The sequence below is a fragment of the Pseudorhodoferax sp. LjRoot39 genome, assembly GCF_964253035.1.
In the GTDB taxonomy this organism is placed as follows: domain Bacteria; phylum Pseudomonadota; class Gammaproteobacteria; order Burkholderiales; family Burkholderiaceae_C; genus Pseudorhodoferax.
Window position 1 is genome coordinate 61,137 of record NZ_CAXUQL020000001.1, and the last position, 14,967, is coordinate 76,103.

Annotated in this window: 10 protein-coding genes and 1 CRISPR repeat array; of the genes, 6 read left to right on the forward strand and 4 right to left on the reverse strand. The window is 68.1% G+C overall.

Annotated features, from left to right (window positions below; genetic code table 11):
- Positions 1-8: 8 nt before the first annotated feature.
- The 6 genes from ACSQ4M_RS00305 to ACSQ4M_RS00330 all read left to right on the forward strand — a co-directional run bounded on the left by ACSQ4M_RS00305 (position 9) and on the right by ACSQ4M_RS00330 (position 7,511).
- Positions 9-701 (forward strand): flagellar basal body L-ring protein FlgH, encoded by a 693-nt coding sequence (locus ACSQ4M_RS00305; RefSeq protein ID WP_436187686.1) that lies wholly within the window; start codon positions 9-11, stop codon positions 699-701.
- A 44-nt stretch (positions 702-745) separates the two neighbouring features.
- The gene (locus tag ACSQ4M_RS00310; protein ID WP_436187687.1) at positions 746-1,861 is read left to right on the forward strand and encodes a flagellar basal body P-ring protein FlgI; all 1,116 of its coding nucleotides are present in this window, start codon (positions 746-748) and stop codon (positions 1,859-1,861) included.
- Between the two features lie 194 nt (positions 1,862-2,055).
- Positions 2,056-2,922 carry a flagellar assembly peptidoglycan hydrolase FlgJ gene (gene flgJ / locus ACSQ4M_RS00315; RefSeq protein ID WP_436187688.1) on the forward strand — a complete coding sequence of 289 codons (867 nt, stop codon included), beginning with the start codon at positions 2,056-2,058 and terminating at the stop codon, positions 2,920-2,922.
- A 13-nt stretch (positions 2,923-2,935) separates the two neighbouring features.
- On the forward strand, positions 2,936-4,828 hold the full coding sequence (gene flgK / locus ACSQ4M_RS00320) for a flagellar hook-associated protein FlgK (RefSeq protein ID WP_436187689.1): 1,893 nt from the start codon (positions 2,936-2,938) through the stop codon (positions 4,826-4,828).
- Between the two features lie 4 nt (positions 4,829-4,832).
- A complete protein-coding gene (gene flgL / locus ACSQ4M_RS00325; RefSeq protein ID WP_436187690.1) occupies positions 4,833-6,098 on the forward strand; it encodes a flagellar hook-associated protein FlgL in 1,266 nt (421 codons plus the stop codon).
- 213 nt (positions 6,099-6,311) lie between these two features.
- On the forward strand, positions 6,312-7,511 hold the full coding sequence (locus ACSQ4M_RS00330) for an HDOD domain-containing protein (protein WP_436187691.1): 1,200 nt from the start codon (positions 6,312-6,314) through the stop codon (positions 7,509-7,511).
- A 90-nt stretch (positions 7,512-7,601) separates the two neighbouring features.
- Positions 7,602-10,812: a CRISPR direct-repeat array (repeat unit 28 nt; unit sequence TTTCTGAGCTGCCTACGCGGCAGTGACG).
- A gap of 120 nt (positions 10,813-10,932) precedes the next feature.
- On the opposite strand, the gene cas6f is transcribed toward ACSQ4M_RS00330, so the two are convergent.
- From cas6f to csy1, 4 genes are read right to left on the reverse strand one after another with little or no spacing between them, the layout of a single operon-like run.
- On the reverse strand, positions 10,933-11,496 hold the full coding sequence (gene cas6f / locus ACSQ4M_RS00335; protein ID WP_436187692.1) for a type I-F CRISPR-associated endoribonuclease Cas6/Csy4: 564 nt from the start codon (positions 11,494-11,496) through the stop codon (positions 10,933-10,935).
- A gap of 9 nt (positions 11,497-11,505) precedes the next feature.
- Complete coding sequence (csy3, locus tag ACSQ4M_RS00340; protein ID WP_436187693.1) at positions 11,506-12,531, reverse strand: type I-F CRISPR-associated protein Csy3; 1,026 nt, start codon at positions 12,529-12,531, stop codon at positions 11,506-11,508.
- 16 nt (positions 12,532-12,547) lie between these two features.
- Positions 12,548-13,576 carry a type I-F CRISPR-associated protein Csy2 gene (csy2, locus tag ACSQ4M_RS00345; protein ID WP_436187694.1) on the reverse strand — a complete coding sequence of 343 codons (1,029 nt, stop codon included), beginning with the start codon at positions 13,574-13,576 and terminating at the stop codon, positions 12,548-12,550.
- On the reverse strand, positions 13,566-14,924 hold the full coding sequence (csy1, locus tag ACSQ4M_RS00350) for a type I-F CRISPR-associated protein Csy1 (protein ID WP_436187695.1): 1,359 nt from the start codon (positions 14,922-14,924) through the stop codon (positions 13,566-13,568). The genes csy2 and csy1 overlap by 11 nt, the downstream gene beginning before the upstream one ends.
- Positions 14,925-14,967: the final 43 nt, after the last annotated feature.

Below are 14,967 nucleotides of genomic sequence, written 5' to 3' on the forward strand. Positions count from 1 at the left end.
GAGCAGGCATGGCCAGAACCCTTTCCCTGCGCCCCTGGCCGCTGGCCCTGGCGGCGCTCGCGCTGGCGGGCTGCGAGACGCTGCAGCAAACGCCCAAGGTCGAGTTTCCCGACCCCGCGACCCAGCGCCCCGTGGCCATCGCACCGCAACCCGCGCACGTGGCGACGGGCGGCCTGTACTCGCAGGTGCGCTACCGCCCCCTGTTCGAGGACCGGCGCCCGCGCATGGTCGGCGACACGCTCACCGTGCAGATCGTCGAGAGCCTGAACGCCAGCCAGACCAGCACCGCCTCGGTCGACAAGTCCGGCAGCGTGAGCAGCGGCATCAGCGCCTTCCCCTTCCTGTCGGCCAACCGCCTGGGCAAGCTCAACGTCGGCGCGGAGTCCGAGAACACCTTCGCCGGCAGCGGCGGCACCAGCGCGGCCAACACCTTCAGCGGCACCATCACCACCACGGTGGTGGACCTGCTGCCCAACGGCCACCTGGTGGTGCTGGGCGAGAAGCAGATCGGTGTGAATCAGAACGTGGACGTGCTGCGCTTCTCGGGCACGGTGGACCCGCGCGCCGTGCTGCCCGGCAGCATCGTGCCCTCCACCGCCGTGGCCAACGTGCGCGTGGAGTCGCGCGGGCGCGGCCAGCAACAGGATGCGATGGCAATTGGCTGGCTGGCGCGGTTCTTTTTGAGCGTTCTGCCGTTCTGAGGCTTCGCACAATCGCGGCAGCCCTCCTTGTCCCGAGCACTGCCATGACCTTCCTGCCACGCCTCCTGCTTCCGCTGCTCGCCGCCCTGGCGCTGCTGGCCACGCCGGCCCAGGCCATGCGGATCAAGGAGGTGGCCGCGGTGCAGGGCGTGCGCAGCAACCAGTTGACGGGCTACGGCCTGGTGGTGGGCCTGGACGGCACCGGCGACCAGACCACGCAGATGCCCTACACCACGCAGAGCCTGTCCAACTACCTGCAGCAGCAAGGCATCGTGCTGCCGGCCAACCAGGCCTCGCAGCTGCAGCTCAAGAACGTCGCAGCGGTGCTGGTCACGGCCGAGCTGCCGCCGTTCGCGCAGCCGGGCCAATCGATCGACGTCACGGTCTCCTCCATGGGCAACGCCAAGTCGCTCAAGGGCGGCACGCTGATCGTCACGCCGCTGCGCGGCGCCGACGGCGAGGTCTATGCACTGGCCCAGGGCAGCCTGGTGGTGGCCGGCGCCGGTGCCGCCGCCGGGGGCAGCAAGGTGCAGATCAACCACCTGTCGGCCGGCCGCATCCCGGCTGGCGGCCAGGTCGAGCGCAGCGTGCCCACGCCGCTGCAGGACGGCGACCACATCACGCTGGGGCTGGACGCCTCGGACTTCCAGACCGCGCGGCGCGTGGCCAGCGTCATCAACGACAAGCTGGGCCAGGGCCTGGCACAGGCGCTGGACGGCCGCACGGTGCAGGTGCGCGCACCCACCACGCCGCACGCCCGCGTGAACTTCATCGCCGAGCTGGAGGAACTGCGCTTCGACATGGCCGTGCCTTCGGCCAAGGTGGTCATCAACTCGCGCACCGGCTCCATCGTGCTGAACCAGGCCGTGACGCTGGGACCTTGCGCCATCGCGCACGGCAACCTGTCGGTCAGCATCGCCACCACGCCGGTGGTCAGCCAGCCGGCACCGTTCTCGCAGGGCCAGACGGTGGTGACGCAGCAGTCGGACATCGCCGTCAAGCAGGAGCCCGGCAAGCTGGTGCAGCTGCAGGGCGCGCCGCAGCTGGGCGACGTGGTGCGCGCGCTGAACGCGCTGGGCGCCACGCCGCAGGACCTGCTGGCCATCCTGCAGGCCATCAAGGCCGCGGGCGCCCTGAATGCCGAGCTGGAGGTGATTTGACATGAAGCACCCCCGTTTGAATTTCGAAGGGCGTGTAGAAATTCCATCCCCCCTCAAGGGGGCGCCGCCAGCGGCCTGGCAGAGCCAGTTCCGCGGCGTCTGTTGGCATGGCCTGCTCCGCGGCCTTCGGAACAGCGGCTTGCGTGCCGGCGTTGGATCCTGCGTGTGGCGCGCCAGCGCCATGGAGATCTGACATGTCTCTGTCCCCACTGGTCACCAAGAACAATGCGCTGGCCGCCGATGCGCGCTCGCTGGACACGCTGAAGGCCCAGGCCGGCAAGGACGGCGCCGGCGCCGTCAAGGAAGCCGCCAAGCAGCTCGAATCGCTGTTCATGCGCGAGCTGATCAAGAGCATGCGCGACGCGACCATGAAGTCCGGCCTGCTCGACAGCCCGCAGAGCGAGATCAGCTCGGACCTGCTGGACCAGCAGCTGTCGGTCTCCATGTCCGGCCTGCCGGGCGGGCTGTCGGCCGCCATCGAGCGCCAGCTCTCGCGCCACACCGTGGCCATGGACAACACGCGCGTGCTGCCGCCGTCCGACGACGCCGGCAAGGTCTCGCGCGCCACACCGGCCAGTGCCGGCAGCGCCAAGCACGGCTTCGTGCAGCGGCACCAGGAGGCGGCCGAGCGCATCGAGCAGCAAAGCGGCATCCCGGCCCACTACATGATGGGCCAGGCCGCGCACGAGACCGGCTGGGGCAGGCGCGAGATCAAGAACGCCGACGGCAGCCCCTCGTTCAACCTGTTCGGCATCAAGGCCGGCCCGGGCTGGACCGGCAAGGTGGCCGAGGTGACGACCACTGAATACGTCAACGGCGAGGCGCGCAAGGTCAAGGCCAAGTTCCGCGCCTACGACTCCTACGAGGATTCGTTCCGCGACTACGCGAACATGATCACCAACAGCCCGCGCTACGAGAAGGTGCTGACCAAGACGGCCTCGCCGATGGCCTTCGCCACCGAGCTCAAGCGCGCCGGCTACGCCACCGACCCCGACTATGCGGGCAAGCTCAGCCGCGTGATCAACAGCACGCTGCAGGTGCAGCGTGCCCTGAACGCATGACCCACGGCGAGCCATGAGCAACATCCTCAACGTCGGCGTCCGCGCGCTGCAGGCCAACCAGGCCGCGCTGTCGACCATCGGCCACAACATCGCCAACAACGCCACCGTGGGCTACTCGCGCCAGGTGGTCAACCTGGCCACGGTGGAAGGCCAGTACACCGGCGGCGGCTACATCGGCAAGGGCGTGGAGGTGGCGTCGATCCAGCGCGTCTACGACGCCTACCTGACGCGCCAGGCGGCGCTGTCCAAGTCGGTGTCGGCCCAGGACGTGTCGCGCGCCGAGAAGCTGCTGCAGCTGGAGGACCTGTTCGGCACCGGCAAGACCGGCCTGGGCGCCTCGGTCAGCGAGATGATGAACGCGTTCTCGGACGTGGCCAGCGCACCGACCGACCTGACGGCCCGCACCGTGGTGCTGACGCGCGCGTCGGAAACCGCCTCGCGCTTCAACGACGCCGCCACGCAGCTGGACAACCTGCAGCGCGGGCTGACCGAGGAGCTGCAGAACAGCGTGTCCACGCTGAACACGCTGATCACCGGCATTGCCGAGGTGAACCGCCAGATCCAGTCCGTCACCGGCCTGGACCAGCCGCCCAACGACCTGCTGGACCGGCGCGACCAGCTCATCAGCGAGATGAACAAGTACGTCCAGACGACGACGCTGGAGAACAACGACGGCACCATCAGCGTGTTCGTGGCGCAGAGCCAGCCCGTGGTGCTCGGCACGCGCGCGATGGAGCTCAAGGTGGCCAACGATCCGCTGGACCCCACGCGCAGCGAGCTGCGGCTCGTCAACGGCAGCACCGAGGTGAAGCTGCAGGACGGCATGCTGGGCGGCGGCTCGCTGTCCGGGCTGATGCGCTTCCAGAACGAGGACCTGGCCGAGGCGCAGAACCTGCTGGGCCGCATGGCGGTGTCCATCACCACGGTCATCAACGCCCAGCACAAGCTCGGGCTGGACCTGGACGGCGAGCCCGGCGGCGATCTGTTCACGCCGATTGCCATGTCCGATGGCACCGCCTTCGCCAACAACACGGGCAGCGCCGGCATCGGCCTCAGCGTGGCCGACCCGAGCCAGCTGCGCGCCTCGGACTACCGCGTGACGTTCACCTCACCGACCACCTACACGGTGACGCGGCTGTCCGACGGCGTCTCGCCCGCGGTGGACCCCGGCCCGCCGCCCACCGTGGACGGCCTGGCGCTGGACATCACGGGCGCGGCCGCCACCGGCGACAGCTTCCTGCTGCGGCCCTATGCCCAGGCGGCCGGCAACATGCACACGCTGTTCGCCTCGCCGCGCGACCTGGCCGTGGCCAGCCCGGTGCAGGCCAGCATGGGCACCACCAACACCGGCGGCCTGGCGGTGGGCAAGCTGGCGGCGGGATCGGTGCCGGCACCGGCCGACGTGACCATCACCTTCACGAGCGGCACCCAGTACACGCGTTCGGACGTGCCGGGCACCTTCACCTACAGCCCGGGCACGCCCATCAGCTACGACGGCGCCAACCCCTCGGCCTGGACGCTGACGCTGACCGGCGCACCGCAGCCCGGCGACACGCTGACCGTGGGCGCCATCGACCCGGCCTACGCACCGCTGGACGCCGGCAACGCCAAGGCGCTGATGGACCTGCGCGACATGAAGCTGTTCGACGGCGCGCCGCTGACGGACGGCTATGCCGCGCTGATCGCCAACGTGGGCGTGCGCGCCCAGAGCGCGCAGTACGCGGCCGACGTGTCCAAGTCCATCGCCGAAGGCCTGGAAGCCCAGCGCACCGGCGTCTCGGGCGTGAACCTGGACGAGGAAGCCGCCAAGCTGATCCAGTTCCAGCAGGCCTACCAGGCTTCGGCGAAGATGCTGCAGGTCGCGCAAAGCATCTTCGACAGCCTGATCCAGACCGTGACGCGCTGAAACCATGGCCAATACCTTCACCCGCCTGGGCACCGCCAACACCTTCGACGCTGCGCGCCAGACGCTGCAGACGCGCCAGTCCACCCTGGCCGACCTGCAGGCCAAGCTGACCGAAGGCAAGCGCGTGGTGCGCCCCAGCGACGACCCGACCTCGGCCGCGCAGGCCGAGCGCGCGCAGACGCGCATCGCCCGCATCACCGTGGAGCAACGCGCGCTGGAGACGCAGAAGAGCGCCATCCAGCTCGGCGAATCCACGCTGGGCGATGCCACCGCGCTGCTGCAGCAGTTCCGTGACCTGCTGGTGCAGTCCGGCGGCGGCGTCAACAGCCCGACGGAGCGCGAGACCATCGCCAAGCAGCTGGTGGGCCTGCGCGACGAGCTCATCACGCTGGCCAACCGCAAGGACGCCAACGGCCTGCCGCTGTTCCATGGCCTCGGAAGCACCTCCGCGCCGTTCGAGGTCAGCGCCGACGGCACCGTGCCCGACCCGGACTACAGCTTCAACGGCCTGCCCGGCCAGGCCGGCTCCAACGAGGTGGCCATCCCGGGCACGCTGGACGGCCGCGCCACCTGGATGGACGTGCCCGAAAGCAACGGCGTGTTCAAGGTCAGCCTGGGCACGGGCAACACCGGGCAGATGTACACCGACGTGGGCATCATCAAGGACGCGGCGCTGATGGGCAGCGAGGGCACGGACTTCACGCTGACCTTCCATGTCGACGCCACGACCGGCGCGATGAGCTACGACGCCACCAACAACACCACCGGCGTCACCACGACGGGCCTGCCGTACAAGGAGAACCAGACCATCACGCTGGGCGGCATCTCCATGGTGGTCAAGGGCGTGCCGGCCGAAGGCGACCAGCTGGAGGTCGACGCCACGGTGCCGGCCGACCGGCCCAGCATCTTCGGCGTGCTGGACCGCGCCATCGCCGGCATGTACGAGCCGGGCAGCTCGACCAAGGGCGCGGCCAGCGCCAATGCCAACTTCAACCACGAGCTGGCCATCTCGCTGGCCCAGGTGGACACCAGCCTGGAGCGCATCGGTGCCATGCGCGGCCGCGCGGGCGACCTGCTCAACCGCGCCGACCGCATCCACGACACCCAGGAAGACCGCAACGTGCAGGCCGAAGGCGACCGCTCGCGTGCCGAGGACATGGATATGATCCAGGGCCTGTCGGACTTCCAGAACCAGCAGACGAGCTACCAGGTTGCGTTGCAGACCTACGCCTCGATCCAGAAGCTCTCGCTGTTCGACTTCATCCGGTGAGATGACCCACCCCCGTTTGGATGTCTCACTTCGTGTAGACATCCCATCCCCCCTCCAGGGGGCGCACCCGGCGGCCTGGCAGAGCCGGCTCCGCGGCAGCGCTGGCATGGCCTGCTCCGCGGCCGCTCGGCCAGTGGCTTGCAGGCGGGGCCTGTCTCCTGCGGATGGCGCGCCGGCACAATGGGCCCTTGAGTTTTCTGGTCGCGAGGAGACATGACGCAATCCGTCGTCGGCAGCATCACCCTGGGCTACCGCCCGCTCTGGAACCAGGCCCGCGAGCTCGAGGCCGTGCAGTTGTTCGTCGAAGCCGCCCAGGGCGGCGCGATCGACGCCGTGCACCTGGTCGCCGCGCTGCAGGAACTCTCGTCCATGGCCACGCCGCAACTGCTGCTGTCCATGCACAACAAGCGTCTGCTGTCCGACATGCTGGCGCATGCGCCGGCCGGCGACTACTGGATCGAGGTGCGCAACGAGTGGCTGGCCGAGCCCGACATCTACGAGCGCACCCAGGCCGCCCATGCGCGTGGCGTCAAGCTGGTCTGGCGCGGCGCGCAGGAGGACTGGCCGACGTGCCCGCTGCAGCCCTGCTTCTTCCTGCGCATGCTGCGCCTGGCGCCACTGACGGCGGCCACGGCGCTGCAGGCCGATGCGGCCGGCAAGCCCGGCAACAGCGTGCTCGCACCCGGCCAGATCTACGAGGACGTGCAGAGCCGCGCACTGGCCAGCCTGTGCCTGGACCGGGCCGGTGCGCTGGCCATTGCGGGCTGGCCGTCGGAGGACGTGCTGCATGCGCACCGCCACCATCCCGTGGCGCCGGACGGCGAGGTGATCCGCCGCGCCGGCAAGGCGGTGGACCAGGACCAGTCGATGGAGCAGATCGAGGCCGTGGTGCGCGAGGAACCGGTGCTGGCCTACCGTTTCCTCTCCTTCACCAACTCGGCCGCCATGGCCGGGCGCGGCGGCATCGACTCCGTGCGCCACGGGCTCATGATGCTGGGCTACGGCGCACTGGGCCGCTGGCTGGCCGAGCAGGGCGCGCACGCCGCCACCGACATCGACCTGCGCCCGGTGAAGGCGCAGATGGTGCTGCGCGCGCGGCTGACCGAACACCTGCTGAACGCCGGTGCCGAAGACAGCCTGCGCCGCGAGGTCTACCTGTGCGGCCTGTTCGCCGAACTCGACCTGCTGCTGCACGAACCGCTGGGCCAGGTGCTGAACCGGCTTCCGCTGTCCGAGCGCATCTATGCCGCGGCCGTCAAGCGCACAGGCCCCTATGCCCCGGCGCTGCAGGCCGCGCGCGCCATGGAGGGCGACGACACGCCGGCGCTGCGCGCGGTCTGCCGCGCGCATGGCATTGGCGTGGAAGAGGCCAACCGGCAGTTGCTGCGGGCCCTGGTGGGTGCGCGGCGGTAGCAGGGATTGCCGCTCGGCGACCGGGTGTGCGAGCGCTTGTGGCTGTGTGACGATGACGGTCACTGCGGGCCGGAAAGCAGGGATGCGGCACTTCTGGGCTGCCTGCGCGGCAGTGACGTCGGCTGCTCGGGCTGGCGCCGTGGGCTGCGGTTTCTGAGCTGCCTACGCGGCAGTGACGAAGGTCTGCGCCCTTCCGAGGCCGAGGGTGGATTTCTGAGCTGCCTACGCGGCAGTGACGGCTGATCAGCAAGCTCAACAGCATCGCGCACTTTTCTGAGCGGCCTACGCGGCAGTGACGATCAAGGTCAAGCGGCCAGGTGCGACCCCGGCCTTTCTGAGCTGCCTACGCGGCAGTGACGCGCTTTATCGAGGCCGTGACGACGCCCACGATTTTCTGAGCTGCCTACGCGGCAGTGACGGGGCCGGCCAGGGGCCGCGCCTGGCGGTCGCTTTTCTGAGCTGCCTACGCGGCAGTGACGGTAGGCTGCCGCAGAGCTGGCACGGATCGCCATTTCTGAGCTGCCTACGCGGCAGTGACGATGGCTTCGGCTAGGTTCTTGTCCGGGTGCGTTTTCTGAGCTGCCTACGCGGCAGTGACGCGTTCGCCCTCCTACACAGAGGGCGCTCATCATTTCTGAGCTGCCTACGCGGCAGTGACGGCGACGAACGCGCCTGCCAAGCCGGCGTTGATTTTCTGAGCTGCCTACGCGGCAGTGACGCCAGGGTATTGGCGCGAGCCCGGCCCAGGCCGATTTCTGAGCTGCCTACGCGGCAGTGACGGGTCATGGTGAAGATCACGGGCAACAGTTCAGTTTCTGAGCTGCCTACGCGGCAGTGACGGGCCTGGCTGCATTGGGAGGGGAATAGGCGATTTTCTGAGCTGCCTACGCGGCAGTGACGGGCGTCGATGCTCATCGCACCCTTGCCCGCTGTTTCTGAGCTGCCTACGCGGCAGTGACGCCAGCGGCCCAGCGCGTATTCGGTCTGGCGCATTTCTGAGCTGCCTACGCGGCAGTGACGGACCCAGGCGCCGTTCTGCGCACCACCGACGCTTTCTGAGCTGCCTACGCGGCAGTGACGACGAAGTCGAGCACCTGCGGGCGGGCCTTGATTTTCTGAGCTGCCTACGCGGCAGTGACGGCTTGATCCCCAGCTTTTCAGCAAATGCTCCCTTTTCTGAGCTGCCTACGCGGCAGTGACGGCCCCAATGGCGCTGAGTAGCAGTCGTGCGTATTTCTGAGCTGCCTACGCGGCAGTGACGGCATGGGCTGCGCCGGCAAGCAAAGCGGCAAGTTTCTGAGCTGCCTACGCGGCAGTGACGACTGATGGAAGCCGCTGCGTCCTACTGGACAATTTCTGAGCTGCCTACGCGGCAGTGACGGACACGATCAGGATGTAGGCGGTGCGAGCAGTTTTCTGAGCTGCCTACGCGGCAGTGACGGCTGCCCCTGCCATCGCCCAGCCCTACACCCTTTTCTGAGCTGCCTACGCGGCAGTGACGTGGTCTGTCAGCGCCAAGCCGCTCCGCTGGATTTTCTGAGCTGCCTACGCGGCAGTGACGCCACCACCTCGGTCCACAGCGCGCGGTCGAACTTTCTGAGCTGCCTACGCGGCAGTGACGGCATGGCGGCTGTCCTCGTGCTCGAACAGGATTTTCTGAGCTGCCTACGCGGCAGTGACGTCGCCGTGGTCGCACCAGCCCACCCACCAGTCTTTCTGAGCTGCCTACGCGGCAGTGACGGCCGGCGGCTGGGACGGCATCACCTGCAACCTTTTCTGAGCTGCCTACGCGGCAGTGACGGCACCGGGAGCCACCGCCACTTTCTCCTTCCATTTCTGAGCTGCCTACGCGGCAGTGACGCTCGCGGTGGGCAACGGCACCACCTGGACGGTTTTCTGAGCTGCCTACGCGGCAGTGACGGCCTGCACAACTGGGCACGCTGGAAAGCGACATTTCTGAGCTGCCTACGCGGCAGTGACGCTCATCTATTGCCCGAGAGTGGTTTTGCCCATTTTCTGAGCTGCCTACGCGGCAGTGACGTCCGTGCTGTCGATGGCGAGGGGAACGGCGTATTTCTGAGCTGCCTACGCGGCAGTGACGCCAGCGGCACTGCCCGGGTCATCGGCCTGTCTTTTCTGAGCTGCCTACGCGGCAGTGACGGGCGACGCAGGCTTCGGTGCGCTCACGCGGGCTTTCTGAGCTGCCTACGCGGCAGTGACGTGGCGGCCAGTTGAACCCGGCACATTCCCGCTTTTCTGAGCTGCCTACGCGGCAGTGACGGGCAGCCATCGCCAGGATGTGCTCCTGGTTCTTTTCTGAGCTGCCTACGCGGCAGTGACGCGGTTCATGCCATCCGCGTTCAGGACGTAGGCTTTCTGAGCTGCCTACGCGGCAGTGACGGCATGTGGTGCCGGCATTCAACCCGCACACCGTTTCTGAGCTGCCTACGCGGCAGTGACGAGGTGTCTTTGTGGTGATGACAAGGGGGTTAATTTCTGAGCTGCCTACGCGGCAGTGACGGACGCGACGGGCAACTGGGTGTTCCGCCTGGATTTCTGAGCTGCCTACGCGGCAGTGACGTGGCAGGCCGTGCACGACGACGCCGGCCGCTTTTTCTGAGCTGCCTACGCGGCAGTGACGCGCGATCCGTCCAGCCGTCCAGCGTTTGGCATTTTCTGAGCTGCCTACGCGGCAGTGACGAGAAGAAGGCAAGGTCGCTCGAACGCCTAGCGTTTCTGAGCTGCCTACGCGGCAGTGACGCATGGCGCTGCTGCGCCGGCCCTCTTGTTCGATTTCTGAGCTGCCTACGCGGCAGTGACGCCCAGAAGATCAACACGACCACGACCGCCACATTTCTGAGCTGCCTACGCGGCAGTGACGCCTGCGCCACCCCGGGTCGCCCGTGGTGTCGGTTTCTGAGCTGCCTACGCGGCAGTGACGCTACGTCCTGAACGCGGATGGCATGAACCGCTTTTCTGAGCTGCCTACGCGGCAGTGACGAGGGCTAGATTCGCGTTGCGGGCGCGGATCATTTTCTGAGCTGCCTACGCGGCAGTGACGTCGGCCGCGCCTTGTTCTGTTTGCTTGGTCATTTTCTGAGCTGCCTACGCGGCAGTGACGCGCTGCAACTGCGGCGCGGAGCCGGCCGCCCATTTCTGAGCTGCCTACGCGGCAGTGACGGCTCAAGCTCCTACTGGAGCGACCGGCTAAACTTTCTGAGCTGCCTACGCGGCAGTGACGTTCTCCAGGTTGTCCACGGAGAAGTTGCGCGTTTTCTGAGCTGCCTACGCGGCAGTGACGTAGAAAGAAACCCACGCAACCGACTGAATCCCCAGGAGATTCTCCCCGGATCCAGCCATGCACCCTTTTCTGAAGCGCGCGTCCGCCCAAGGCGGTGGCCCGCGCCGCTGCAAAAAAGGGTCAGAACCAGGGCACTGTCGCGTGCGGGCTCAGCCCATAGGCACTGAAGCTCCCTGGCTGGGGTGCAGCCTGCAGTGGCCCATGGTCGACGAACAGCCGGAATATCTGCCCCGTGCTGGCACTGCGCAGCCTCACGTAGGGCAGCGCCAGCGTCCGCTCGACGCTGTCGGGCACGCGCTCGCGCGCCTGCGCCGCGTCATAGCCGTGCCTGCGCATCTGCCGCCGCCGGATCCGCTCGGCGCTGCTCTTGGCTTGCACGCGCCGCACCACGCGGTAGCTCGCGCCAGGCGGAACGGCAGCCACGTCCCCGGCCTGCACATGGTCGAGCAATCCCGCCAGCCAGCGGGTTTCCATCAGCGCCTCCAGCGCACCGGCGCTGCCATGCAGGCGCAGCACATCACCGAGGCCCGTGCGCCCGGACGCCACGCCTGGAAAACTGGCGCCGATGTCGCCCGTGCGCCGCGCCGCCAACGTGAGGTGCAACCTACCGAACAGCACGTCCATCACATGGGACGCGATCAGTTCCGGGTCGGGTCGCACCCGAAGATCGACATAGTGGTCCATGGCCTGCCCTCAGTCCTTGCCGGAGTCGCCGAACACCCCGCCGCGGATCAGCGTGGCCAGCACGAAATGCTGCTGCTCCAGCGCGGGCACCTTGTCCTTCAGCAGCCAGTTGTCCAGCAGGTTGTAGAAGTCGTCCTTGTTCTTCGGCTGCCGGTACGCCTTGCCCTGCGTGGTGACGGAGCCGTAGGGCTCGACCGCGATGGGGCCCTGCTCGCCCGCACCCTCGTACCAGGTGTCGACGGTGCGCACGGCGTTGCCGATCTTCTGTGAATGAATCGCCGCGACCTTGTTCACGTCGTACAGCGTCTTGCTCTTGTCGCCACGGCCGCGGTCCAGGATCAGCTCCTGCGACGGGAACACCTCCTGCCCCGCGCCCAGGCGCGCGAAGGCCGTGACTTCCAGCAGCACATGGCGTTCGCCCGCCAGGCCCGCCGCGATCAGCGCCGCCACCTCGGCCAGCGCGCCTGAAGGTACGTCGAACGCGCGCAGCGACAGTTGCAGCGCGTCGAAGGTCCAGCGCTTCGCCGCGGCGCCATCGACCAGGTGCGCGATCTGCACCTGCACCTGCTCGGCGCCCACCCGGTTGCGCCACAGGAAGCGCGCATTGGCCAGGTTGGCGGCATAGCGGCCCGCCAGTTCGGAGAATCCATGCGTGGTGGCGTAGCCCTTCACCGTCTCCAGCAGCTTGCTGCGGTAGTCGGCCTCGTTGCAGGCCGAGGGCGTGCCGGCACCGCCCAGCACGCGCAGCGTGAAGCGCACGCGCAGGGTGTCGGCGTCGGCCGGCAGCGTGGCCACGTCCACGGTCTGCAGGTTGGGGTTCTCGATGGCGGCATCGAGCTTGGCGGGGTCCTGGTCCTTGGTCTTCAAGCGGTTGGAGATGGTGCCGCGCACCGACTTGGCGCGGATGGCGATGGGCGCCCAGCCCTCGGCGGCATCGCGCGCGGCCCAGAGGCCTGCGGCCATCAGCGCATCGGAGGGGTCGAGCTTGCGTTCGAAGGCGAGGACGGAGGCGGTCTTGAGGTTGTTGGTGGCCATGGTGGTTCCTTCGGATTCAGACAAGAGGGGCGAGGTCGGCAGCTGCAGTGCGTGCGCCTCCGAGCGGGTTGACGCAGCGGTACAGCCCGCTGGCCGGGTCGTGGTGGGCATGCCAGAGCAGATCGGTGGGTGCTTTCAGGCGGTGCGGGCTGATCCACTGGCCCACCGAGTACAGGCTCTCGACGAAGCGCAGTGGCGTCTCGCGGTCGCGTGCGCCGGCCACGGTGCCCGCGGGGTGCAGCTCCGACAGCGCACCGTAGCCCACCGGGATGGGCACGATCCAGCCAGGCGGGCGCCGGGCGGTCCACTCGACCTGCTCGGTGCCCTGGCCCGTGGCCGGGTCGATGCCCGTGCGGCGCTCGGCGCGGTAGTTCAGGCGCGACAAGTCCAGCCAGGCATCCAGCGCGCTGGCTGCGGGCATCGTCTGGCGCAAGGCCGCCAGGTGCTCGGCCAGCAGGTCGTCGCGCGACACCAGGGCGAAGCCCGGGAGCCAGCGTCGGCGCTCGGCGCGAAAGAGCTTGGCGCGTTCTTCGGCGCCGTAGTCGAAGCGCTGCAGGCGCGGCTTCGACTGCGCGGCCGGCAAACGGCGCAGCGACGGCATGACGCTGCCGCCCGCCACGCGCATGCCCGCCACCAGTTCGCCCACGGCGTTCGCCATGCACTGCTCGCGTTCGCCATCGCCCGGTGCGAAGCCGTCGAGGAACTGCACGCCGAAGACCAGCGTCACCTCCAGGTGGATGCGGCCTTCCTCGACGATGGCGGCGGTGCCGCCATCGCTGCCGACCGGGTTGCGCGTGAGGTGGAAGGCGTGCGTGAACCCGCCGCGCGTGGCCTGCGCCTGGAAGTCGTGGCACACCACGCCCGCCGACACCAGGCCCCAGCCGAAGTCCTGTGGCAACCTGCGTTCCAGCGCCTGCATCAGGCCGAGGAAGGCGGTCATGGACGGGAAGCCCCAGGTCAACGGGCTGGAGATGGCGTTGGCGTTCTGGATGCGCAGGCGCGGGAGGACGAGCAGGGCGTCGATGGGGGGAGATTCAGTCGCCACCGAGATCCTCCTTCATCGCCTGGAGCTTTTCCATGCGGCGCCGCATCTGGTCGATCTGCCACCGGAATTCCTGCTCGTTCCCGAACTCCCTGGCCCAGTGGCGGTCTTCGGCACCGCCCATCGGCAGGCCCGTGGCCTTGCTCAGGCGCTCGTTGAGCCATTTGGCAAAGTCGTCGTACACGCCTTGGACCCATTGCATGGACCGCCACTGCTTGGCGAACTCCTCATCCTTCAGACCACGCCCGGGGTCGAGCCAGAGCTGTTGGTGCTCCAGGAGGCGGCAGTCGTCGGCGGCGGTCCAGCCGGGCTCGAAGCTTTGCTGCACCAGGTTGCCGTAGTGCAGCAGTTCGTCGATGAGCTGGTCCGTCCAGTGGTCGCGGTCGTTGCGGGTTTCGAAGGTCTTGCCGGGGTCGGCTTTCAGGAAGGCCGCCAGTTCGCGCACCAGGCGCCGCACTTCGCGCTGGCGCCCGAAGGCGTGGATCGCGTTCTCGATGCGCAGCGGCATCTGCAGCTCGCTGGCTTCCCATAGCGGGGGCATGGAGGCAAGCAGGTAATTGCTGCCACCCCGCTCGCTGTTCAACTGGCTGATGTTCTGCGGCTTGGTGCCGCCGAGCTTCTGCACCGCCAGGTGGGGGTATTCGTGCACCGGCGTGTCGCTGAACGTGCCGTCGCGCCTAGCCTGGCGCGCGGCCTTGGCAGGTTCGCCGAAGCGGTCTTCGTTGATGGCTCCGAAAACAGCATGCGCGAGTGAACTGGCATACAGGGGCGCCAGCAGGTGGTAGTTGGCATCCATGCGCGGGTCTTCACCCACCAACCAGTAGAGCTGCTTGGCCTGGGTGTGCGAGGCTGCCTTGCCGCGTGGTTGGGCGATGCCGACAAAGGCGTCGATCCACGCCTGTGCCTGGGCACCGTCATCGCTCAATGCGGCCAGCACGTCGGCATCGCCGGCCCGCATCCGGTCCAGCAGGGTCTGGCCCTCGTGCGCGATGCGCAGAAACTTGTAGACGTCGAGTGCGGCGGCGTTGCCCACCACGTCGCCGGCAAAGTCGTCGGGCAGGCAATGGCTGCCGACCAGCGCGTGCTGCACCAGTTCGGCGGGCGGCTTGTACAGGCTGGTGCCGCGCGCATCCGGGTGCGTGGCCTTGAGCGCATGTGTCACGGCCTGGATCTGGCTGGCACGTCGGGCCGCGTCGTCGATCCAGGTCTTGAACTCGAACTGCGCCAGCAAGGCCTGGCGCTTGGGGTCGTCGGGCGGCAGCGGCTTCAGCTTGGTGTCGAGACGCTCCTGCAGGAAGCGTTCGATGGCCGAGCGAAGGGCTGCCGACCTCTCGGGGGAGGTTGGCGGCATTCGAATTCCCATGGTGGATCAATAGAATGCTCTGGCGCACGAC